We start from the raw sequence: 22,626 nt of genomic DNA on the forward strand, positions 1-22,626 counted from the left end.
CCGGACGCCGCCTGGCGAGCACGACGCGGCGACGCGGAACACAGCGAATGGAGAGCGCACGTGGCCGAGGACCGACTGGCCGAGCTGGAACGCGAGCTGGAGGCCACCCGGCGGAGCCTCGCCGAGGCGGTGCGGCGGGCCGCCGAGTCCGCCGAGACCGCGCGGCTGCTGGCGGCCACGCAGGAGCGGCTCGACCGGGCGGCCGAGACCGAGGAGCGCCTGCGCGAGACCGAGATCCGGCTGCGCGAGACCGAGCAGCGTCTCCAGACGGCCGAGAAGACCGCGACCGAGCTGCGCGGGGCCCTGGCCGAGCAGCGCTACCAGACCGAGGTCGCCCGCTGGAAGCTGGAGTCCCTGCGCGCCGCCCGCTGGTCCCGCCTCGGCGACGCGATCCAGTCCGGCAAGCGGAACCCGGTACGGCTCGCGCGCGGTCTCAAGGAGGTCGCCGCGAAGGCCGAACGCCCGCCCGCGCCCAAGCGCCGGCCCGTCAGGCCCCCCGCGCCCCAGCCCGCCAAGCCCGCGGCCGCCGCCGAGCCGGACGGGGGGCGGCGGGAGAAGGCCCCGGCGCGGCCGGTGTTCGAGCTGCCCGAGGGCCCGCTCGCGCGCCCGCACGTGACCGTGGCCGCGATCGTGGACCGGCAGTCGGAGGCCGCGTTCCGGTACGAGTGGCGGCAGATCGTCACCTTCGGCCCCCGGACCTGGGAGAAGGTGCTCACCGAGCGGACGCCGCACCTGCTGTTCGCCGAGTCGGTGCGGCAGGGCCCGCGCGCCGGCAACGGCGGCCCCTGGGTGGAGCACCTCACCGGGGAGCCGGGCGAGCCGGTGCGCGAGCTGCTGGCCTGGTGCGCCGACCGGGGCGTGCGGACGGTGTTCTGGCACTCCGGCGGGGAGATCGCCGACTACGCGGCGGCGGCGAGGCTGTTCGAGCACGTCTTCACCGCGTTCGAGGCCGACGTGGACCGCTGGCGCGAGGCGCTGGGCCACGACCGCGTCGGCGTCCTGCCGCACGGCGTGCAGCCCCGCATCCACAACCCGATCCCGCTCGGGGAGCGCGCCGGCACGGGCCTGAACATCGACGACTCCATGACGTACAAGGAGGTCCTGGCGGAGTACCGGCGGCCGGTCGAGGTCCCCGAGGTCGCCGACGCGCGCGTGCGGCTGGAGCTGGAGGCCTGCGGGACCCCGGTCGGGGGCCCGCTCGACCCGCCGCGCGTCCACGTCCGCGTGCGCGAGGCCCAGCGGGACCACGCGCTCACGCCGTACGTGGACGCGATGTTCGAGACGGTCGGCCTGCCGAACGTGCGCGCGCTGCGGACCGTCTCGGTGCTCTCCCGCGTGGACGGGCCGGACCGGCTCGACCACCTGCTCACCCAGCTCACGGCGCAGAGCGGGGCCCGGCTCCAGCTCGTGCTGATGGCGGACGGGATCGACCCGGAGGAGGCCCGCAAGCGCGCCGCCGAGGCGCTGGGCGAGCAGGCCCAGCCCGCGGCGCACCCGCTCGCGCTGGAGGACGTGCTGGTCCGCGCGGTGGACGACCCCGAACCGCTCGGCGCGTCGCTGCGGCGGGCGCTGGAACTGGCCGACGGCGACCTCGTCGCGGTCATGGACGCCCGCGACCGGTACGGCGCGCACTACTTGAGCGATCTGCTGCGCGCCCACGCGTACGCCGACGCCGAGATCGCCGGCAAGGCCAGCCACTACGTGCACCTGCGCGACACGAACGCCGCCCTGCTCCGCCACCCGGGCCGCGAGCAGGTCTTCCTCCCCGAACTCACCGGCGCGACCCTCCTGGCCCGCCGCCAGGTCCTCCGCGACCTGGGGATCCCCGTCCTGTCCGAGGGCTGGGAGACCCCGCTCATGCGCCAGTGCGAGGCCGAGGGCGTCCGCGTCTTCTCCGCCGACCGCTACTCCTACGTCTGCGTCCGCGACGCCGACGCCGAGCACGGCCGTCTCCTCGCCGACGCCGAACTCGCCTTCCACGGCGACCCCGCCAAAGCCGCCCTCCTCTGACCCCGACCCCTCTCTCCCCGCAGCCCTCCACCCCGGGACCCCTCCCGGCGCCTCCCCCTGAGGGACGCTCCCCACGGGCGTCCCTCCCACGGGCGTCCCCAAGGCGGCCTGTTCCCAAGGGGGCCGGTTCCCAAGGGGTCCCGTTCCCGGGGCGTTCCGCTCCGGCGGCTCACCCGAGGGCGCTCCTCACCCCGGCGCCCGGACTTCGCGGGGCCCGTTTCTCGCCGTGATCATGCGGTTTCAAGCACAGGGTGTGCGCAAAACCGCATGATCACGGCGAGAGTCGGTCGCTTTCGTCCTGGTTTCCGTCCTCGGCGCGGGCGCGTACGGCTGGCGCCGGGTCCGGCGGCCGAGTCTCTGGTGTCCGCGCGGACCCCTTCGGGCAGTCCGCGCCCACGTGGAGCGGCCCCGGCTCGCCGGGCTCCCCGTTCCCGGCGTGGCGGATGAAGCCTCGGGACCGGTGCGACCCGGCATCCGCCCGGCACCGCCGGGCGGGGACCTGGCGGTGGCCCGGCGGGGACGCGGCTCGCCGGGGCGTTCGCCCGGCCGGCCGCGTTAGCCTTCCCGGGTGGATCCGGAGCGGCTGAGGGAGTGCGTCGGGCGGGCGGTGGCCCGGCTGGACCGGAGCGCGCCCTCCGTCGGTGGAGACGCCGGCTCCGCGGCCCCCTCCCCAGGTTCGGCCGCTGGATCGGTGGACGTGGGGGAGGGATCCTGGGACGGGCGGGTGTGGTCGTCGCCGGTGGCGTTCCGGCTGGCCCCGGCGCTGGGGGAGCCGGCGCGCGCTCTCGCCGAGAAGATCGCGGGGGAGTTGCGCGGCGAGAGCGGGATCGTGGCCGTGGACGTGCGCGGGGCCGGGGTGCTCGCGGTGACCGTCGCCGCGCCCGGGGAGATCGTGCCCTGGGTGCTGGGCCGCCCGGAGGCCGCCGTCGCGCCGGACCGGGGGCCCGTGTGGCCCGACCTGCCCCGGACGTTCGAGAACCCGGGCTTCCTCGTGCGGTTCGCGCACGTGCGCGCGTCGGCCGTGCTCAGGTGGGCGCGGGAGCTGCGGGTCCCCGACGCGTTCACGCCCGGCGCGCTGGCCGACCCCCGCGAGGTGCGCCTGCTGGGCATGCTGGCGGAGTTCCCGAGCCGGGCGCGCAAGCCGTACACGCTGAGGACATATCTGGAACGGCTGGCCGACGCCTACCACGAGGTCCACGAACGGGTCCCGGCGCTGCCCTTGGGCGACGAGGAGCCGTCGGCCGCGCACGCCTCCCGGGTACGGCTGGCGCGCGCCGTGCGGCGGGTGATCGGCGACGGCCTGGCGCTGCTCGGCGAGCCCCCGCCGCCGGAACGCCTCTGACCGGAGCCGCCGAAGGCCTCTGACCGGAGCCACCGGAGGACTCCGCGCCGCCGTACCGGAAAGCCTCCGGCAAAGGCATACGTATATATACGTATTTGTCGGCGGCATTCGGAGAACGCCGGAAAAATGATCGCGCCCCCGTCTCGTCAGGTGAACACGGGAAGCGGGTGGATCAGGTGGTCGGATACCCTCCTTCGGGTGAGTCGATTCGTCCATCCCGCCGGTCCCCTGCACGCCGACGTGCTGCCCGAGGACCACCCGCCGCAGCCTCCGGCCGACCTCAACGGCCTCGACCCCGCCCTGTGGCCCCGAACGGCCACGCGCGTCGAAGGCGCGCTGACGGTGGGCGGCATGGACGTCCGCGACCTGGCCGGGGAGTTCGGCACCCCGCTGTACGTCATGGACGAGGACGACTTCCGGTCCCGCTGCCGCGACTACCGCGCGGCGTTCCCGGAGGACGAGGTCCACTACGCGGCCAAGGCGTTCCTGTGCAAGGAGGTCGCCCGCTGGATCGACCAGGAGGGCCTGGGCCTCGACGTGTGCAGCGGCGGCGAGCTGGCCGTCGCCATCGCCGTGGACTTCCCCGCCGAGCGCATCACCCTGCACGGCAACAACAAGTCGCTCGCCGAGCTGCGCCGCGCCCTGGAGTACGGCGTCGGCCACATCGTCGTGGACTCCTTCCACGAGATCGCCCGACTCGGCCACCTCGCCGAGGAGCTGGGCGTCCGGCCCCGGGTCCTGGTCCGCGTGACCACCGGCGTCGAGGCGCACACCCACGAGTTCATCGCCACCGCCCACGACGACCAGAAGTTCGGCTTCTCGCTGAACAGCGGCGCCGCCGCCGAGGCCGTGCGCCGCATCCTGGCGCTGCCGCAGCTCGAACTCGTCGGCCTGCACTCCCACATCGGCTCCCAGATCACCGACACGGCCGGGTTCGAGGTGGCCGCGCGCCGGCTGACCCGGCTGCTCGTCGAGATCAAGGAGGAGCACGACGTCGTGCTGCCCGAGATGGACCTCGGCGGCGGCTACGGCATCCCCTACGTCAGCGGCGACGAGTCGCCCGACATCAAGCTGATCGCCGACGGCCTGCGCGAGATCGTGCGCAAGGTCTGCCAGGACGCCGGGCTGCCGGTGCCGCGCCTGACCGTCGAGCCCGGCCGCACGATCACCGGCCTGGCCGGGATCACCGTCTACGAGGTCGGCACGGTGAAGGACGTCGAGGGCCTGCGCACCTACGTCAGCGTCGACGGCGGCATGAGCGACAACGTGCGCACCGCCCTCTACGGCGCCGACTACACCTGCCAGATCGCCTCGCGCGAGTCCGCGGCCCCGCCCATGCTGTCGCGGCTGGTCGGCAAGCACTGCGAGAGCGGCGACATGGTGGTCCGCGACCTGTACCTCCCCGGCGACCTCACCCCGGGCGACCTGGTCGCCGTGGCCGGCACCGGCGCCTACTGCCGGTCGCTGGCCAGCAACTACAACTACCTGCCCAAGCCCGCGGTGGTCGCGGTCAAGGACGGGGCGGCGCGGGTCATCGTGGCCCGTGAGACCGAGGACGATCTGCTGAGGGGCCAACTGTGAAACCGGTGAAACCGCTCAGGGTGGCGCTGCTCGGCTGCGGCGTCGTGGGCTCCCAGGTGGTCCGGCTGCTGGGCGAGCAGGCCGACGACCTGGCCGCGCGCGTCGGCGCCCCGCTGGAGCTGGCGGGCGTCGCCGTACGCCGTCTCGGCCGCCGCCGCGACGTGGACGTGGACCCGGCGCTGCTCACGACGGACGCGGAGGCCCTGGTCACCCGGGACGACGTGGACATCGTGGTCGAGGTGATCGGCGGCATCGAGCCCGCCCGCTCGCTCATGCTCAAGGCCATGGCGGCGGGCAAGGGCGTCGTCACCGCGAACAAGGCCCTGCTCGCCGAGGACGGCGCGACGGTGCACGGGGCCGCCCGCGACAACGGCGCCGACCTGTACTTCGAGGCGAGCGTCGCCGGGGCGATCCCGCTGCTCCGCCCGCTGCGCGAGTCCCTGGCCGGGGACCGGGTGCACCGCGTCCTCGGCATCGTGAACGGCACGACCAACTACATCCTCGACAAGATGGACACCACCGGCGCGACGTTCAACGACGCGCTGGAGGAGGCCCAGGCCCTCGGATACGCCGAGGCCGACCCGACCGCCGACGTCGAGGGCTTCGACGCCGCCGCCAAGGCCGCGATCCTGGCCGGTCTGGCCTTCCACACCCGCGTGACCGCCGCCGACGTCCACCGCGAGGGCATCACCGACGTCACCGCCACCGACGTCGCCTCCGCCCGCGCCATGGGCTACGTCATCAAGCTGCTGGCGATCTGCGCCCGCTCCGACGACGGCCGCTCCGTCGGCGTGCGCGTCCACCCGGCGATGATCCCCAGGACCCATCCGCTCGCGAGCGTCGGCGAGGCCTACAACGCGGTCTTCGTCGAGGCCGAGTCCGCCGGCCGCCTCATGTTCTACGGCGCGGGCGCGGGTGGCGCGCCCACGGCGTCCGCCGTGCTGGGGGACATCGTGGCCGTGGCCCGCAACCGCATCGCCGGCACGCGCGGCCCCGAGGAGTCGGTCTACGCCGAGCTGCCCGTCCACCCGATGGGCGAGACCGTCACGCGCTACCACGTCTCGCTCGACGTCGCCGACAAGCCCGGCGTGCTCGCCAAGGTCGCCGAGGTGTTCGCCAAGCACGACGTCTCGATCCAGACCGTGCGCCAGGAGGGGCACGGCGACGACGCGCAGCTCGTGCTCGTCTCCCACCGCGCCTCCGACGCCGCGCTCTCGGCCACGATCGAGGGCCTGCGCGAGCTGTCCATCGTCCGCGCCGTCGCCAGCGTCATGCGCGTCGAGGGCGAGGACACGCCGTAGCGCCGCCCGGACCGCCCCGCCGCCGCGCGGGGCGGTCACGCGCGTCTTGCCTGGGTACGGCCTGAGCCGCGGCCCCCGGCGGGCCGCCGCGCCCGTCTCAGGGGGTGGAACGAATGGGAGCCCCCGCCCGCGCCCGCCGTACACTCGTGCCCAACATCGCAGGTGAGCACGGGAGCATCTCCATGAACAGGGCATGGCGCGGCGTCATCGAGGAATATCGTGACCGCCTTCCGGTCACGGCGCGGACGCCCGTCGTGACGCTGCTGGAGGGCGGCACCCCGCTGCTGCCCGCTCCCAGGGTGTCGGCCATGACCGGCTGCGACGTCTGGCTCAAGGTCGAGGGCGCGAACCCCACGGGCAGCTTCAAGGACCGCGGCATGACCGTCGCGATCTCCAAGGCCGCCGAGGCCGGGGCCAAGGCCGTCATCTGCGCCTCCACCGGCAACACCAGCGCCTCCGCCGCCGCGTACGCCGTCCGGGCGGGCATGGCCTGCGCGGTGCTGGTCCCGCAGGGCAAGATCGCGATGGGCAAACTGGCCCAGGCGCTCGTGCACGGCGCGAAGCTGCTCCAGGTGGACGGGTCGTTCGACGACTGCCTGGAACTGGCCCGCAAGCTCGCCGAGCACTACCCGGTCGCGCTGGTCAACAGCGTCAACCCGCACCGGCTGCAGGGCCAGAAGAGCGCGGCCTTCGAGATCGTGGACGCGCTCGGCGACGCCCCCGACGCGCACTGCCTGCCCGTCGGGAACGCCGGCAACATCAGCGCCTACTGGATGGGATACCGGGAGTACGCCGCCGACGGCCTCTCCACGAGGTCCCCGCGCATGCTGGGCTTCCAGGCCAGCGGCGCCGCCCCGATCGTGCGCGGCGCCCCGGTCACCCACCCGAACACGATCGCCACCGCGATCCGCATCGGCAACCCCGCCTCCTGGCAGCTCGCGGTCAACGCCCGCGACGAGTCCGGCGGCGACATCCAGGCCGTGACCGACCGGCAGATCGCCGCCGCCTACCGCCTGCTCGCGCAGGAGGAGGGCGTCTTCGTCGAGCTGGCCTCCGCCTCCAGTGTGGCCGGGCTCCTCCAGGCGCGCGAGCAGGGCCTCGTACGCCCCGGGGAACGCGTCGTCTGCACCGTCACCGGCAACGGCCTCAAGGATCCCGACTGGGCCATCGCCGGAGCCCCCGCGCCCACCACGGTCGCCGTGGACGCCCACGCGGCCGCCGCGGCCCTCGGCCTCGCCTGAGCGCGCAGCGCGCCGTCCCGCCCGGCCGCCCCGCGTCGGCCCCGCCCCGCGACCACCCCGCGACCGCGTCGCGGCGCATCGCACCGCCGAACCCGACCACCCCTCACAGCTAGGAGCCACGGGTGAGCACGCCCGCATTCACCGCCAGGGTCCCCGCCACCAGCGCCAACCTCGGCCCGGGGTTCGACGCGCTCGGACTCGCCCTGACGCTGTACGACGAGGTCACGGCCGCGACGACCGGGAACGGCGTCACGGTCGAGGTCATCGGCGAGGGCGCGGGCGAGGTCCCCGCGGACGAGCGGCACCTCGTCGTGCGCACGATGCGGGCGGCCTGGGACCGGATGGGGGCCGCGCAGCCCGAAAACCTCACCCTCCGTTGCCACAACCGCATCCCCCACGGAAGGGGCCTGGGCTCCTCCTCCGCCGCCATCTGCGCCGGGATCCTGCTCGCGCGGGCCCTGGCCGGGGCCGAGCCGGAGGACACCCGGCACCGCGCGGACGCAAAACTTTCTGCGCCCTCGGCGAAACCGTTCTCCGACCAGGACGTGTACGCGCTGGCGGACGAGCTGGAGGGACACCCCGACAACGTGGCCCCCTGCCTGGCCGGAGGGTTCACCATCGCCTGGCGCGGCCCGGGCGCGGGGCCGGGCCTGGCCCGCCTGGAGCCGTCGCCGGAGATCCGCCCCGTCGCGCTCGTCCCCGGCACGCGCCTGCTGACCGAGACCGCGCGCGGCCTGCTGCCGGCGGCCGTGCCCCACGCCGACGCGGCCGCCAACGCCGGACGCGCCGCGCTCCTCGTCGCGGCCCTCACGCAGCGCCCTGACCTGCTGCTTCCCGCGACAGAGGACCGGCTGCACCAGGACTACCGCGAACCCGGCATGCCGGACACCCTCGATCTCGTACGGCGGCTGCGCGCGCGAGGCGTGCCGGCCGTGGTCTCGGGGGCCGGACCCACCGTCCTGGCCTTCTCGTCAGGCGAGACGCTGGATTCGATCGCCTCAGAAGTGGGTAATGCTTGGCACATCCAGCCATTGAACGTCGACCGGGACGGTGCGCACGTTCTCTTCGCGTAAGACACGCTGATGCTCTTCGACCTTCAGGGAATAGCCGTGTGCGCTGGTGATGTTAGGCTGATAGCCGCACCAGATGCCCCCGTGTTGGGTGCGTGCTCGTCAGTCGCACTTCGCCGCATCGGCTCTCCGGTCGTTCCCGCACAGCGAAGGTGGCTCCCCGCGCGACAGCGGATTCGGGGATTCACGCGTGCGACCCACCCTGACATCTGGCCGGATCCCGTGACGCCTCCGCACCTTTGGAGGCCAGCGGAGCCCGACCCGGTTCGTTCCCGCCGGGTCGCACCACCGGGACGCCTGGCTGAGCATGGCCGACGCCCGTTCCCTGGGAAGGACCCTTAGTGAGCGAGACCACCGAACTCCTCTCCGACGCAGCCGGCACTGCCCCGGCGGGCACCGTGTCGGCCGAAGACACCCCCGCCCGCACCCGCGCCCCCCGCCGGCGCACCGGCACCGGGCTCTCCGCCAAGCTGCTGCCGGAGCTCCAGGCCATGGCGGCCGGCCTCGGCATCAGCGGCACCGCGCGCATGCGCAAGAGCCAGCTCATCGCGGCCATCCAGGAGAAGCAGGGCGTCAGCGGCGAGGGAGCCGCTGCGGCACCGGCCCCGCAGGCGGAGCCCCAGGCCGCGGAGACCGCCCCCGAGCGTCCCGCCCGCACCCGCCGCGAGCGCACCCGCGCCGCCGCGACGCAGGCCCCCGAGCAGGAGCAGCCCGCCGCCGAGGCCCCGCAGGCCGAGCGCGCGGAGGCCGCCCCGGCCGAGGCGCCCGCCGAGGTCAGGACCGACCGCTCCGAGGGCCGTGAGGGCCGCCGCAACCGCGAGGACCGCCGCGGCCGGGACCGTGAAGGACGCCGTTCCGAGAACCGCGAGGACCGCCGCGACGGTGGCCGTGAGGGCCGCTCCGAGGGTCGTTCCGAGAACCGCTCCGAGGGCCGTTCCGAGGGCCGCTCGGAGAACCGTGAGGACCGCCGCTCCGAGCAGCGCGCCGCCGACGCCGGGCAGAACGACCGTCGCGACCGCCGCCAGCAGCAGCAGGACGACCAGGACGACGACGGCGGCCGCCGCGGCCGCCGGGGCCGTTTCCGGGAGCGCAACCGCCGCGGGCGCGACCGCTTCTCGGACAACGAGCCGCAGGTCAGCGAGGACGACGTGCTGATCCCCGTCGCGGGCATCCTCGACATCCTCGACAGCTACGCGTTCGTCCGGACCACCGGCTACCTGCCCGGCTCCAACGACGTCTACGTCTCGCTCGCCCAGGTCCGCCGCCACGGCCTCCGCAAGGGCGACGTGATCACCGGCGCGGTGCGCCAGCCCCGAGAGGGCGAGCGCCGCGAGAAGTTCAACGCGCTCGTGCGTCTCGACACGGTCAACGGCATGGAGCCCGACCAGGCGCGCAACCGGCCCGAGTTCGCCAAGCTCACCCCGCTCTACCCGCAGGAGCGGCTGCGCCTGGAGACCGAGCCCAACGTCCTGACCACGCGGATCATCGACCTGGTGGCCCCGATCGGCAAGGGCCAGCGCGGCCTCATCGTCTCCCCGCCCAAGGCCGGCAAGACGATGGTGCTCCAGGCCATCGCCAACGCGATCACCCGCAACAACCCCGAGTGCCACCTCATGGTCGTGCTCGTGGACGAGCGGCCCGAGGAAGTCACCGACATGCAGCGGTCGGTCAAGGGCGAGGTCATCCACTCGACCTTCGACCGCCCGGCCGAGGACCACACCACGGTCGCCGAGCTGGCCATCGAGCGCGCCAAGCGCCTCGTCGAGCTGGGCCACGACGTCGTCGTGCTGCTCGACTCGATCACCCGCCTGGGCCGCGCCTACAACCTGGCCGCCCCGGCGTCCGGCCGCATCCTGTCCGGTGGTGTCGACTCGACCGCGCTCTACCCGCCGAAGCGCTTCTTCGGCGCCGCGCGCAACATCGAGAACGGCGGCTCCCTGACCATCCTCGCCACCGCCCTGGTGGAGACCGGCTCCAAGATGGACGAGGTCATCTTCGAGGAGTTCAAGGGCACCGGCAACATGGAGCTGCGGCTCAACCGGTCCCTGGCCGACAAGCGCATCTTCCCCGCGGTGGACGTCGACGCGTCCGGCACCCGCAAGGAGGAGATCCTCATGTCGCCGGAGGAGCTCCAGGTCGTCTGGAAGCTCCGCCGCGTCCTCCACGCCCTGGACATGCAGCAGGCGCTGGAGCTTCTCCTGGAGAAGATGAAGGAGACCAAGTCCAACACCGAGTTCCTGCTCCAGGTCCAGAAGACCACGGTCAACAACCAGGACTGACCAGGCGACTCCGGCACGGCGAACGCCCCGGCGAGCACCCGCTCCCGGGGCGTTCCCCTTTCCCGGCGCACCCTTCCCGGCCCGCCCCTCCCCGGGCCCAGCGCCCTCCCCGGGCCCACCGCCCTGGCCAGCCGCCGCCTCACCCCCTCCCCGTTCTCGCCTCCGCGCGCACCCTCCGGGCCCGCGTCCCGCACGTGGCGCGACCGCGCACCAGCGCGCGACCTCGTGGTGATCATGCGGGGTTGCGCGCACACCCTGTGTTCAGCAGCGCATGATCACCGCGATGGAGGGGGCGGTCGCCCGCAGAGCGTGGTTCGGTGGAGGGTGGACGGTACGGCTGGCCCCACCTTCGATCGGCGGCCAACCGCATCGCCCTTTCCTCGCGAGTCGGACAAGCTTGGCCTCATGCCGGTCCCGCCGGATCCGCCCCCAGCGGGCCGTACGGCGGGGGCGGGCGGGAGCCGTACGGGACACGGCGGGGCGCCGGACGACGGAGAGCGAGGGGGTGGCGTGATGACGGGCGTGGCCGCGGCCCCCCGCCAGGAGCGGAGGCCGCTGCGGGAGCGGGTGCCCTTGGGGCCCTACGGGCCGCTGGGGCTGTTCGTGGACCCGAGGACGTGGCGGGCCGTGCCGTACCTCCTGATCGTCATGTGCTGGGGGGCCGCGTGCACCGCGCTCGTCGTGGCCGGGACGGCGGTGTCGCTGGCGCTCACGGTCGTCTGGATCGGCTTCCCCATGCTGGCGGTGGTGATGATCGTGTGGCGCGGGGCGGCCATGCTGGAGCGGCGGCTGCTGCGGCTGGCGTTCGGGGTGTCCATCCCCGACCCCTACGCGCCGCTCACCAGGCGCAGGCCGCTCGGCTGGCCGCGGGTCGTGATCAGGGACCGGGCGACCTGGAAGGACTTCTGCTACCTCGCCCTGCTCTTCCCGCTGGGGACGGCCGAGTTCGTCACCCTGGTGATCCTGGGGAACACGACGTCCCGGCTGCTCCTCACCCCGGTGGACCTCGCGCGGCACGGCTACGCGTGGCCTCTCCCCGAACTCGACCACGAGGTGCGCGGCACCGCGGCGGCGCTGGCGTGGGCGGTCGCGGGGCTCGGCGTGTTCGTGGTCACGATGTACGTGGTCCGGGGGTTCGCCCTGGCCCACGCGTGGTGGGGCGCGTTCATGCTCGGAACCGGCGAGAAGGAGCGCCTGGTCGCGCGGGCGGCGCACCTGCGGGCCAGCCGGGCTCGCGCCGTGGACGCGGCCGAGGCGGAGCGCCGGCGGATCGAGCGCGACCTGCACGACGGGGCACAGCAGCGGCTGCTCGCCGTGGCGATGGAACTGGGCCGGGCCCAGGTGAAGATCGACGAGGACCCGGCGGCCGCGAAGGAGATGATCGCCAGCGCGCACGCGGGGGCCAGGGCCGCCATCGCCGAGCTGCGCGACCTGGCACGCGGCATCTACCCCGCGATCCTCACCGACCGGGGCCTGGACGCCGCCCTGTCGCACCTGGCCGCGCGGGCGCCGATCCCGGTGGACGTCTCCGTCGAGATCCGGGACCGGCCCCCGGCGGCGGTGGAGAGCATCGCGTACTTCATCGTGTCCGAGTCGCTCGCCAACATGGCCAAGCACGCGCGGGCCGAGCGGGCGTCCGTGGTCGTCTGCCGCGAGGGCGAGCGCGTCGTGGTCGAGGTGCGTGACAACGGCGTCGGCGGGGCCGTCCCGACCCCCGGCGGGGGTCTCGCCGGGCTCGCCGACCGCGCCGCCACCATCGACGGCACGCTCACCGTGCTCAGCCCGCCAGGGGGGCCCACGCTGATCCGGGCGGATCTGCCCTGCGAGTGGTGAGGCGCGCCCCTAAGGTGGGGGCATGCGGGTGGTGATCGCCGAGGACTCGGTGCTGCTGCGTGAAGGCGTCGCGCGGCTGCTGGCCGACGGCGGCATCGAGACCGTGGCGGCGGTGGGCGACGGGCCCGGGCTCGTGGCCGCGGTCGAGGAGCACGAGCCCGACCTGGCCGTCGTGGACGTGCGCATGCCGCCCTCCCACACCGACGAGGGCCTGCGCGCCGCGCTCGCCGTCCGCGCGTCCCGCCCCGGCTTCCCCATCCTGGTGTTCTCGCAGTACGTCGAGGAGAGGTACGCCCTGGACCTGATCGGCGAGGGCGCGGCGGCGGTGGGCTACCTGCTCAAGGAGCGGGTGGCGGACGTCTCCGACTTCCTCGACGCAGTGCGCCGGGTCGCCGGCGGCGAGACCGTCATCGACCCCGAGCTGGTCACGCAGCTCCTCGGCCGGCGCAGGCGCGGGGAGCCGCTGGACGCGCTCACGCCGCGTGAGCGCGAGGTGCTGGGCCTGATGGCCGAGGGCCGGTCCAACCTCGCGATCGCGTCCCGGCTGTCGGTCACCGCCGGTGCCGTCGAGAAGCACATCTCCGGCATCTTCCTCAAGCTCGGCCTGGAGCCCGCCCCCGAGGACCACCGCCGCGTCCTCGCCGTCCTCGCCTACCTCGGCCGCGCCTGACCCGCGCCCCGCCGTACGGCCCGGGCCCGGCGTGAGCCGTACGGGACGGGCAGCGACTCCGGACAGGCGGCCGGGGCCGTACGCCGCTCACGCGGGTACGGCCTGAGCGGGGCGGGTGCGGCGGGCGGGCGTGAAGCGCGCGGGGCACGGCGTAAGCTTGCGGAGGCCCGGACGGCATGGGGCTTCGGGGAATGTCCCGTGGGCGTCGCATGTTGAAGCATCTGGCACACTGGTTACCGAACATCGCGGTACCGGTTCCCGCCTCGCGTTCTTCAGCACCCGTGAAACGTGCCCCTCATGGTGTGCCGAGGCGACCCGGCGACCGCATCGGACTAGGAGAAGACGTGAAGAAGGACATCCACCCGGACTACCACGAGACCACGGTGACCTGCACCTGTGGCAACACCTTCACCACGCGCAGCACCGCGAAGAACGGCGTCATCCACGCCGATGTCTGCTCTGCCTGCCACCCGTTCTACACCGGCAAGCAGAAGATCCTCGACACCGGTGGCCGGGTGGCGCGCTTCGAGAAGCGTTTCGGCAAGAAGGCCGCCAAGTAGCTCTGGCACAGGCGCCGGTCCGGCAGCGGCCGGACCGGCGTCTCCTTCGTTCGCCCGCAGGGGCGGCGCGCTGAACCACGGCTGAATCACATACGGAGACTTAGGAACCAACGGTGAACCTCGACGAGCTGCTCGGTGAGTACCAAGACCTGGAGCGCCGTCTCGCCGATCCCGCGGTCCACTCCGACCAGGCCCAGGCCCGCACGCTCGGGCGCCGCTACGCAGAGCTGACGCCGATCGTCCAGACCTATCGCGAGCTGGAGCAGGTCGGCGAGGACCTGGAGACCGCCCAGGAGCTCTCCGGCGAGGACCCCGCGTTCGCGGCCGAGGCCGAAGAGCTGGCCGGGCGGCAGACGGCGCTGCGTGAGAAGCTGCAGCGGCTGCTGATCCCGCGCGATCCCAGCGACGACAAGGACGTGATCCTGGAGATCAAGGCGGGTGAGGGCGGCGAGGAGTCGGCCCTGTTCGCCGGCGACCTCCTGCGGATGTACCTCCGCTACGCCGAGCGCGTCGGCTGGAAGACCGAGATCCTCGACGGCCAGCAGTCCGACCTGGGCGGATACAAGGACGTCACGGTCGCCGTGAAGTCCAAGGGCTCCCAGGAGGGGGTCTGGTCCCGGCTGAAGTACGAGGGCGGCGTGCACCGCGTGCAGCGCGTCCCCGTCACCGAGTCGCAGGGCCGCATCCACACCTCCGCCGCCGGCGTGCTGGTCACGCCCGAGGCCGAGGAGGTGGACGTGCAGATCGACCCCAACGACCTGCGCATCGACGTCTTCCGCTCCTCGGGCCCCGGCGGCCAGAGCGTCAACACGACCGACTCGGCCGTCCGCATCACCCACCTGCCCACCGGCGTGGTGGTGAGCTGCCAGAACGAGAAGAGCCAGCTCCAGAACAAGGAGCAGGCCCTGCGCATCCTGCGCTCCCGCCTGCTGGCGATCGCGCAGGAGGAGGCCGACGCCGCGGCGGCCGCCGAGCGCAAGTCGCAGGTGCGCACCGTGGACCGCTCCGAACGCGTCCGCACCTACAACTTCCCGGAGAACCGCATCTCCGACCACCGTGTCGGCTACAAGGCCTACAACCTCGACCAGGTCATGGACGGCGACCTCAACGCCGTCATCCAGGCCCTGGTCGACGCCGACACGGCGGAGAAACTCGCCGCCCACGCCTGACATGAGCCTGCTGCTGGACGAGATCGCCCTGGCCACCGCCCGGTTGGCCGAGGCGGGCGTGCCCTCGCCGCGCACCGACGCCGAGGAGATCGCGGCGTACGTCCACAAGGTGCGCCGGAGCGAGCTGCACCGGGTGGCCGACGCCGACTTCGACGCCATGTTCTGGGCGTGCGTGGCCCGGCGCGAGGCGCGCGAGCCGCTGCAGCACATCACGGGCCGCGCGTACTTCCGCTACCTGGAGCTCGCGGTCGGCCCCGGCGTCTTCGTGCCCCGCCCTGAGACCGAGGTCGTCGCCGGATGGGCCATCGAGCGGTTGCAGGAGATGGACGTCGCCGACCCCGTGGTCGTGGACCTCGGGACCGGCTCCGGCGCGATCGCGCTGTCGATCGCCCAGGAGGTCGGCCTGGCGCAGGTGCACGCCGTCGAGGTGGACCCCGACGCGTACGCCTGGGCCAAGCGCAACATCGTCGAGCACGGCCAGGGCCGGGTCTCGCTGCACCCGGAGGACCTGACCGACTGCCTCCAGGAGCTCAACGGCCAGGTCGACCTGGTCATCTCCAACCCGCCGTACATCCCGCCCGGTGCGATCCCGCGCGACCCCGAGGTGCGCGACTACGACCCGCACCGCGCGCTGTACGGCTCGGGCGACGACGGCCTCGACGAGGTCCGCGCCGTCGAGCGCACCGCCCGCCGCCTCCTGCGCCCCGGCGGCTGGGTCGTCGTCGAGCACGCCGACGAGCAGGGCTCCTCCGTCTACTGGCTCTTCCCCGAGGACAAGGGCTGGCGCGACGTCCGCAACCGCCGCGACCTGACCGACCGCGACCGCTTCGTGACCGCGCGCCTGGGCCAGGAGTGACCCCGTCCCGCCCCCGTCGGGGTGACCGGCGGGGATGATCCTCCGTGGCGGATGGGAGCCGGGGTGCCGGGGCTCGCAGGCTCTGGGAGGATGGGACGCGTGAGCCGACGTTTCGACTGTTCCGACCCCGCGCAGCGCGCTGAGGGGCTTGAGGAGGCCGCCGCGGCGTTGCGGCGGCAGGAGCTGGTGGTGCTGCCGACCGACACGGTGTACGGCATCGGCGCCGACGCGTTCACGCACGCGGCGGTGGCCAAGCTGCTGGAGGCCAAGGGGCGCGGGCGCGACATGCCCTCGCCCGTGCTCGTGGGCACCGTGCGCGCCGCGCAGGCCCTGGTCGAGGACCTGGGGACCTACGGCCAGGACCTCATCGACACCTTCTGGCCGGGCGCGCTCACGCTCGTCGTGCGCGCCAACCGCGCCCTGATGTGGGACCTGGGCGAGACCAAGGGCACCGTGGCCCTGCGCATGCCGCTGCACCCGGTCGCGCTCGACCTCCTCAAGGAGATCGGGCCGATGGCCGTCAGCAGCGCCAACCGCTCCGGCTCGCCGCCGGCCGCCACCGCCGCCGAGGCCGAGGAGCAGCTCGGCGACGCCGTGTCGGTCTACCTCGACGGCGGCAAGAGCAACGACCTCACGCCCTCGACGATCGTGGACCTGACGACCCCGGTGCCCCGGCTCCTGCGGGCGGGCGCGATCCCGGTGGAGAAGATCCGCCGAGTGGTCGGCTTCGTCGCGACCTCCGACGAATAAGCGCCATACGCGCCCGCGAATGCTTGTTCGCGGGACCGTTTCCCCCTTTTCGGGATGGCTTTTTGCCGGGCGCCGCCCGCCGCGCGGCGTTTCCGGGGACACGCGCCGGAGCCGGAAGTCGCAGGTCGTGGGGCTGGGAAGAGGTCGGTGACACTTAACCATCAAATTCCCCTATAGCCACTTATATCTACGATCGAGACTTTCGGCTCGGCGTTGTGTACGGTGAATGGGCCGGACGGGCCGTGACGTCGGTCCTGGTTCTGCCGTCTTCGGAGACGCCCATGGGCAAGATCCAAGGTATGGACCCCAAGCTGGTCCGCGAGATGCTGCGTGAGATCAAGCAGGCGGCGGGCGACATGCGGTCGCTCGAAGGGCGCATAACCCAGATGCTGGGGAGCGCCGGGGTCTCCGCGAGGACCTCCCACCGGCCGGGCCAGGTGGCGGAGCAGGCGAACGGCCTGATCGCCGACGTCACCGCGCGGCTGTCCGTCCTGGAGAAGGAGGAACGGCAGCGGCTCGCCCAGCGCGGCGCCCCGGGCGACCTCGCGGGAGGCGAGGGCGGCCAGGGCGGGTCCGGATCGGGCGCGACGCCGCGCCAGCCGGCCGACGACGCGCTCCCGAAGCAGCCGCCCAGGAGCGACGACGTGAGCGGCGGGGCCAAGGCCTCCGAGCGCGAATCCGGCCAGGGCGGCTCGGACCGCTCGGGCGGGGGCGCGTCGCGGGGTCCCGGCGACGACCCGCCGCGCGCTCCGGAACGGCCGCGCGACGAGACGCCCGGCCGGCCGGGCGAGGGGAGCCCCGGCGACCCGGGCAAGCCCGGGGGACAGCAGCCGGAACGGCCGAACGACGAGGTCCCCCGCCAGCCGGGCGGCGGTAACCCCCAGGTCCCCGAGAAGCCCGGGGACGGCGTGTGCGACAACACCCCGGGCACGCCCGGCCAGCCGCGCGAGGACGCCCCCCGCGCGCCGGACCGGCCCGAGGGCGGCGCCCAGCTCCCGGAGAGGCCTCGCGGGGAGACGCCCTCCGAGCCGGGGACGCCGGGCAACCCGTCGCCGCCGCGCCACGAGGTGCCCGGTGGCGGGGGCATCGCGGGCCCCGGCGGTTGCGACCTGCCCTCGGGCCAGAACCCGGCCCAGCCGCCCCAGAGCCCCGCGCAGCCCCCGCAGAGCCCGGCCCCGCCCCAGGGCGGGACCCCGGCCCCCGGCCCGCAGCCCGGCGAGCCCCGCCCCATGGAGCCGGCCCCGGCGAACCCCCCTGCGGGCGCCCCGAACCCGTACGGCCAGGTCCCGGACCAGCCCCCCGGCGGGCAGCCGCGCGCCGACCAGCCCCCGCCGGAGCAGCCGCCCAAGGGGCAGCCTCCCGCCGAGCAGGGGCCGCGGGGACAGGGCGTCGATCACCTGCCGCCGGGCTCGCGGCGCATCGACGTGGACGGCGACGGCGACTTCGACGTGCTGCAGATCCCGCTCAAGCCGGTGACCCCGGAGGAGCTCCTGGACAAGTTCCAGAACCCTCCGCCCAACGCCCAGCCGCGCGAGATGCCCGGCGTCACCGTGCCCAAGGGCGAGTGGGGCACCGGCGAGTGGGTGCCCAGGGAGCCGACCCCCGACGGGCCGCCCGGCCAGATCGAGCCCAACCCGCCGGCCAAGCCCATCGAGCCCCCGCCCGGCATCCCCGACCAGATCCCCCCGGCCGACGACTCGGGCGGCGGGGGTGCCGGTCCCCGTCCCGGCGCGGTCACCGCGGCCTCCTACGACCCCGCCCCGTCGTCCGACGCCGGACCGGCGCGCGAGCCGTACACCCCGGCGGCGTACGGCGGGAACGGCGACCACCGGTTCGGCGTGACGCTGCCGCCCGGCACGGAGGGGTTCGGGCGTGAGTTGCCGCCGTACGACCTGCCGGGTCAGGCGGAGCCGCATCCCCCGAGGTCCGGCGGCCCGCACGTGGAGCCGATGACCGGCCGCGAGCCGTACGGCGAGCCGATGACCGGCCGCGAGCCGTACGGCGACGCGATGGCGGGCCGCGAGCCGTACGGCGACCCGCGCGGCGGGCCCGAGGCGTACGGCGAGGCGCGGGGCGGGCGTGAGCCGTACGCGCCGGAGGCGTACGGCCAGGGCCGGGACGACAGGTTCGGGGTGTCGCTGCCGCCGGGCACGGAGGGGTTCGGGCGTGAGCTGCCGCCGTACGACCTGCCGGGTCAGGCGGAGCCGCATCCCCCGAGGTCCGGCGGCCCGCACGTGGAGCCGATGAACGATGGTGAGGAGGGCCGCTCGTGAGCCGTGCTTTCGATGATCCGCCGGCGCCCCGGCCGATGCAGCCGGGCGAAACGCCGCCCGCGGCGAGCGCGACCGACCACCTGGTCCCGGGAGGCGGCGGGCCGCAGTGGGTCTTCAACCCCGAGTACCAGCGGCTCGTGGAGCTCTGGAACGACGTCCTCCCGATGCTGGAGGAGCTGACCAAGGTGCTCGACAAGCCCTACGCCAAGGCGCGGAGCAGGGACGTCTGGGACGCCCCGGTCGCCGACCGCCACGTGCAGGACATGGGGGAGTGGCGCAAGCGCCTGGAGGCCTACCGGTCCGCCGTGCTGGCCGCGATCAGTGAGAAGGCGGCCGAGACCCCGCGCTGGATCCCGGCCGGCCGCTCAGCGGTTCCGTCACTGCTGCCCCGTTAGCGGGCCTGGAGGGCGTCCAGGGCCACGGCCATCGCGATGATCACGCGGCGGTCGAGGTTGGGGTCGGCGATGTCCACGACGTACCGGTCGCGCAGGCCCCACTTCTTCTCCACGGAGAAGGCGTTGTGCCCGTTCGCGCCGAAGTCGAAGTGGTACGGCAGCCAGGACAGCGAGTCCACGAAGCGGCGCAGGATCGCCACCAGCGGGCTCCGCTCGGTGCCGGTGAGCGTCGGGATGCCGGGGGCGTCCAGGTGCCAGGTGGACTTGAGCAGCGACGCCGCGAAGTCCTTCTTGAAGTAGCCGATCGGCTGGCCCTGGTGGTCGACGACGTCGTACCCACTGCCTAGGTCGATGACCTGGCGCGCCTTGAAGCCGGCGAGGACGTACTGCTTGGTGTCGTCGGTGAAGAGCGTGACCTGCTCCTTGAACGCCAGCCGCTTCTGTTCGACGAAGGCGACCATCGGGCCCTCGGAGCCGTCCGGGGCCTCCAGGTGGACGACGTACCGGTTCTGCATCATCGTGATCTTCTGCCGGACGAGGAGGCGGCGCGCCGACTGAAGCTGCTGGAAGTTCACTACCTTCTCCAAATGCCAGATTGGGGGATCCGGTTACTTTAGGGGAGGTCACGGGCGTCTCGCCGGACAATGAGATCGCAAAGCCGGGAACGACACACCTACAGTGGGGGCACGCGGTCGCGAGGATGTGAAGGCCATGCGCTCCGTCCCGTACTACGGTCCCGACTTCGAGGCCCTGCTCGCCCAGGACCCCGAGGTCGCCGGCGTGCTGCTCGACGAGCTCGACCGGCTGCGCGGCGGCCTCCAGCTCATCGCGAGCGAGAACCTCGCCTCCCCGGCCGTGCTCGCCGCCCTCGGCTCCACCCTCACGAACAAGTACGCCGAGGGGTACCCCGGCCGCCGGTACTACGGCGGCTGCGAGGTCGTGGACCGCGCGGAGAACCTCGCCATCGAGCGCGCCCGGCGGCTGTTCGGCGCCGACCACGTGAACGTGCAGCCCCACTCCGGCGCGTCGGCCAACCTCGCGGCCTACGCCGCGCTGCTCCAGCCCGGCGACACCGTGCTCGCGATGGCGCTGCCCCACGGCGGGCACCTCACCCACGGCTCGCGCGTGAACTTCTCCGGCCGCTGGTTCGACGTCGTGTCGTACGGCGTGCGCCGCGACGACGAGCTGATCGACCTCGACGAGGTGCGGCGGCTGGCGGTCCGGCACCGGCCCAAGATGATCATCTGCGGGGCCACCGCCTACCCCCGGCTGATCGACTACGCGGTGTTCCGGGGCGTCGCCGACGAGGTGGGCGCGTGGCTGCTGGTGGACGCCGCGCACACGATCGGCCTGGTCGCCGGGGGAGCGATGCCCTCGCCCGTGCCGTACGCCGACGTCGTCACGTTCACCACGCACAAGGCGCTGCGCGGGCCGCGCGGCGGCGGCATCCTGTGCACCGACGAGCTGGCCGCCAAGATCGACCGCGCGGTGTTCCCGTTCGTGCAGGGCGGCCCGCTCATGCACGTCATCGCGGCCAAGGCGGTGGCGTTCGGCGAGGCGGCGCGCCCGGAGTTCCGCCGGTACGCCGAGGGAGTGGTGGCGAACGCGCGCGCCCTCACCGAGCACCTGTCCGCCGAGGGGATGCGCCCGGTCTCCGGCGGCACCGACACCCACCTGGCCCTGATCGACCTGCGCCCCCTCGGCGTGACCGGGGCGGAGGCCGAGGCCCGCTGCGGCGAGGCGGGCATCACCCTCAACAAGAACGCCATCCCCTACGACCCCGAGCCCCCGGCCGTGGCCTCCGGGATCCGCCTGGGCACGCCCTGCGTGACCACGCAGGGCATGGGCCCCGCGGAGATGCGGACCGTGGCGGAGCTGGTCGCGCGCGCCGTGTGGAATCCCGGGCCCGGCGTGGCGGCGGCCGTACGCGATCTCGTGACGCGTTTCCCCGCGTACCCCGGGGAGGGTGCACACTAGTCGGGTGCGGGAATACGTACTCGCGGCGCTCGTGGCGGCGGCGGTCACCTATCTGCTGGTGCCGGTCGTCCGCATGCTCGCGATACGTCTCGGGGTGATCGCCGAGATCCGCGACCGCGACGTGCACGCGGTGCCCATCCCGCGCCTGGGCGGCCTGGCGATGTTCGGCGGGCTCTGCGCCGGCGTGCTCGTCGCCTCCAAGCTGCCCTACCTGAGCATGAACGTCTTCGAGGACACCCGCACCGCCTACGCGCTGCTGCTCGCGTGCGCCCTGATCGTGGTGACCGGCTTCCTCGACGACTGGTGGGAGATGGACGCCCTGCTCAAGGCCGGGGGCCAGGTCGGCGCCGCCGGCATCCTGGTCTGGGGCGGGTTCACGCTCAACTGGCTGCCGCTGCCCAACGGCTCGTCGTACGGCCTGGACGTCAACCTCGGCGCGGTCATGACGGTGCTCGTGGTCGTGGTGACGATCAACGCGGTCAACTTCGTGGACGGGCTCGACGGCCTGGCGGCCGGGATCGTGGGCATCGCGGCGCTGGGGACGCTGCTCTACGCGTACGTGCTGGCGATGAAGGTCGGCAGCCCCCGGCAGACCGCCGCGCTGATGATCAGCGCGGTGCTGATCGGCATCTGCGCGGGATTCCTGCCGCACAACTTCCATCCGGCGCGCATCTTCATGGGCGACACGGGCTCGATGCTCATCGGCCTGCTGCTCGCCGCGTCGATGATCAAGCTGACCGAGATCGACGTGGAGCTGCTGAGCGGCTCGGAGATCAACCGCTATCCGGTGATCCTGCCGCTGCTGCTGCCGGTCGCCGTGCTGATCATCCCGCTGGTGGACCTCATCATGGCCGTCGTCCGGCGCACGTCGCTGGGGCGTTCGCCGTTCGCGCCCGACAAGAAGCACCTGCACCACCGGCTGCTGGAGATCGGGCACTCCCAGCGGCGCACCGTGCTGATCATGTACCTCTGGGCGGCGGTCTTCTCGTCCACGCTCGTGTCGCTGTCACTGGTGCGCTCCCCGCTGATCACGTTGCTGATGACCAGCGTCCTGGCCGTCGGCGTGCTGGCGCTCATGGCGATCCTGCGGCTGCGTGGCCGCGGCGCCCACGCGGACCTTGCATCAGGGTCCGGCGACGGGGCAGACTCCCAGTCCAGGAGAGCGCGCCGGGAGAGATCCCGGCTCTGACGTCCCGCCGCTGGGGCTCGTGTCGCCGCAGGTCAGAGCCCGCTTATCGATCTTGGTACGGCGGCGCGCGGCGACTCGACGGAGATCTTCAAGGTATGTTCACTAAGGACGAAACCGCAGGTAAAGACAT

Annotated in this window: 18 protein-coding genes; 17 read left to right on the forward strand and 1 reads right to left on the reverse strand. The window is 73.6% G+C overall.

Features of this window, described 5'->3' with window-relative positions; genetic code table 11:
- The first annotated feature begins 60 nt into the window (after nucleotides 1-60).
- From D5H75_RS42005 to D5H75_RS29750, 15 genes are all read left to right on the forward strand, one after another.
- Nucleotides 61-2,010, forward strand: a complete 1,950-nt coding sequence (locus D5H75_RS42005) for a hypothetical protein (protein WP_242454603.1) — start codon at nucleotides 61-63, stop codon at nucleotides 2,008-2,010.
- Between the two features lie 697 nt (nucleotides 2,011-2,707).
- Entirely contained in the window at nucleotides 2,708-3,352 is a 645-nt protein-coding gene (locus D5H75_RS29685) for a DALR anticodon-binding domain-containing protein (RefSeq protein ID WP_242454604.1), read from the forward strand.
- Nucleotides 3,353-3,550: 198 nt separating this feature from the next.
- Entirely contained in the window at nucleotides 3,551-4,933 is a 1,383-nt protein-coding gene (gene lysA, locus D5H75_RS29690) for a diaminopimelate decarboxylase (RefSeq protein ID WP_119929865.1), read from the forward strand.
- 5 nt (nucleotides 4,934-4,938) lie between these two features.
- A complete protein-coding gene (locus tag D5H75_RS29695; protein WP_119929866.1) occupies nucleotides 4,939-6,234 on the forward strand; it encodes a homoserine dehydrogenase in 1,296 nt (431 codons plus the stop codon).
- A gap of 182 nt (nucleotides 6,235-6,416) precedes the next feature.
- A complete protein-coding gene (thrC, locus tag D5H75_RS29700) occupies nucleotides 6,417-7,475 on the forward strand; it encodes a threonine synthase (RefSeq protein WP_119929867.1) in 1,059 nt (352 codons plus the stop codon).
- Nucleotides 7,476-7,597: 122 nt separating this feature from the next.
- Nucleotides 7,598-8,548 (forward strand): homoserine kinase, encoded by a 951-nt coding sequence (locus D5H75_RS29705; protein ID WP_119929868.1) that lies wholly within the window; start codon nucleotides 7,598-7,600, stop codon nucleotides 8,546-8,548.
- Nucleotides 8,549-8,886: 338 nt separating this feature from the next.
- The gene (gene rho / locus D5H75_RS29710; RefSeq protein WP_119929869.1) at nucleotides 8,887-10,824 is read left to right on the forward strand and encodes a transcription termination factor Rho; all 1,938 of its coding nucleotides are present in this window, start codon (nucleotides 8,887-8,889) and stop codon (nucleotides 10,822-10,824) included.
- A 513-nt stretch (nucleotides 10,825-11,337) separates the two neighbouring features.
- On the forward strand, nucleotides 11,338-12,657 hold the full coding sequence (locus D5H75_RS29715) for a sensor histidine kinase (protein ID WP_119929870.1): 1,320 nt from the start codon (nucleotides 11,338-11,340) through the stop codon (nucleotides 12,655-12,657).
- A 22-nt stretch (nucleotides 12,658-12,679) separates the two neighbouring features.
- On the forward strand, nucleotides 12,680-13,327 hold the full coding sequence (locus D5H75_RS29720; RefSeq protein ID WP_119929871.1) for a response regulator transcription factor: 648 nt from the start codon (nucleotides 12,680-12,682) through the stop codon (nucleotides 13,325-13,327).
- A gap of 344 nt (nucleotides 13,328-13,671) precedes the next feature.
- Entirely contained in the window at nucleotides 13,672-13,887 is a 216-nt protein-coding gene (gene rpmE / locus D5H75_RS29725; protein ID WP_119929872.1) for a 50S ribosomal protein L31, read from the forward strand.
- 113 nt (nucleotides 13,888-14,000) lie between these two features.
- A complete protein-coding gene (prfA, locus tag D5H75_RS29730) occupies nucleotides 14,001-15,056 on the forward strand; it encodes a peptide chain release factor 1 (RefSeq protein ID WP_119929873.1) in 1,056 nt (351 codons plus the stop codon).
- 1 nt (nucleotide 15,057) lies between these two features.
- The gene (gene prmC / locus D5H75_RS29735; protein ID WP_119929874.1) at nucleotides 15,058-15,912 is read left to right on the forward strand and encodes a peptide chain release factor N(5)-glutamine methyltransferase; all 855 of its coding nucleotides are present in this window, start codon (nucleotides 15,058-15,060) and stop codon (nucleotides 15,910-15,912) included.
- Between the two features lie 99 nt (nucleotides 15,913-16,011).
- Nucleotides 16,012-16,662, forward strand: coding sequence for an L-threonylcarbamoyladenylate synthase (locus tag D5H75_RS29740; protein ID WP_119929875.1), 651 nt, complete (start codon nucleotides 16,012-16,014; stop codon nucleotides 16,660-16,662).
- Between the two features lie 299 nt (nucleotides 16,663-16,961).
- Entirely contained in the window at nucleotides 16,962-18,935 is a 1,974-nt protein-coding gene (locus D5H75_RS29745; protein WP_119929876.1) for a chromosomal replication initiator protein DnaA, read from the forward strand.
- Nucleotides 18,932-19,330: a hypothetical protein gene (locus D5H75_RS29750; RefSeq protein ID WP_147425308.1), complete on the forward strand. Its 399-nt coding sequence runs from the start codon at nucleotides 18,932-18,934 to the stop codon at nucleotides 19,328-19,330. Before D5H75_RS29745 ends, D5H75_RS29750 begins: the two co-directional genes overlap by 4 nt.
- Here the strand turns inward: D5H75_RS29750 and D5H75_RS29755 are convergent.
- Complete coding sequence (locus D5H75_RS29755; RefSeq protein ID WP_242454605.1) at nucleotides 19,327-19,917, reverse strand: LURP-one-related family protein; 591 nt, start codon at nucleotides 19,915-19,917, stop codon at nucleotides 19,327-19,329. The genes D5H75_RS29750 and D5H75_RS29755 overlap by 4 nt on opposite strands.
- A gap of 124 nt (nucleotides 19,918-20,041) precedes the next feature.
- Between D5H75_RS29755 and D5H75_RS29760 the strand changes: the two genes are divergently transcribed.
- Complete coding sequence (locus D5H75_RS29760) at nucleotides 20,042-21,307, forward strand: serine hydroxymethyltransferase (RefSeq protein WP_119929879.1); 1,266 nt, start codon at nucleotides 20,042-20,044, stop codon at nucleotides 21,305-21,307.
- Between the two features lie 4 nt (nucleotides 21,308-21,311).
- Nucleotides 21,312-22,496, forward strand: coding sequence for an MraY family glycosyltransferase (locus D5H75_RS29765; RefSeq protein WP_119929880.1), 1,185 nt, complete (start codon nucleotides 21,312-21,314; stop codon nucleotides 22,494-22,496).
- The last annotated feature ends 130 nt before the right edge of the window (nucleotides 22,497-22,626 follow it).

Origin of the sequence: Bailinhaonella thermotolerans, assembly GCF_003594875.1 — a bacterium.
GTDB classification, from domain to species: Bacteria; Actinomycetota; Actinomycetes; order Streptosporangiales; family Streptosporangiaceae; genus Bailinhaonella; species Bailinhaonella thermotolerans.

Bases quoted from the DNA above. Each gene is read 5' to 3' on its own strand.
- thrC (WP_119929867.1), top strand. From the start codon at position 6,417: ATGAACAGGGCATGGCGCGGCGTCATCGAGGAATATCGTGACCGCCTT.
- D5H75_RS29715 (WP_119929870.1), top strand. From the start codon at position 11,338: ATGACGGGCGTGGCCGCGGCCCCCCGCCAGGAGCGGAGGCCGCTGCGG.
- D5H75_RS29720 (WP_119929871.1), top strand. From the start codon at position 12,680: ATGCGGGTGGTGATCGCCGAGGACTCGGTGCTGCTGCGTGAAGGCGTC.
- prmC (WP_119929874.1), top strand. From the start codon at position 15,058: ATGAGCCTGCTGCTGGACGAGATCGCCCTGGCCACCGCCCGGTTGGCC.
- D5H75_RS29745 (WP_119929876.1), top strand. From the start codon at position 16,962: ATGGACCCCAAGCTGGTCCGCGAGATGCTGCGTGAGATCAAGCAGGCG.
- D5H75_RS29760 (WP_119929879.1), top strand. From the start codon at position 20,042: ATGCGCTCCGTCCCGTACTACGGTCCCGACTTCGAGGCCCTGCTCGCC.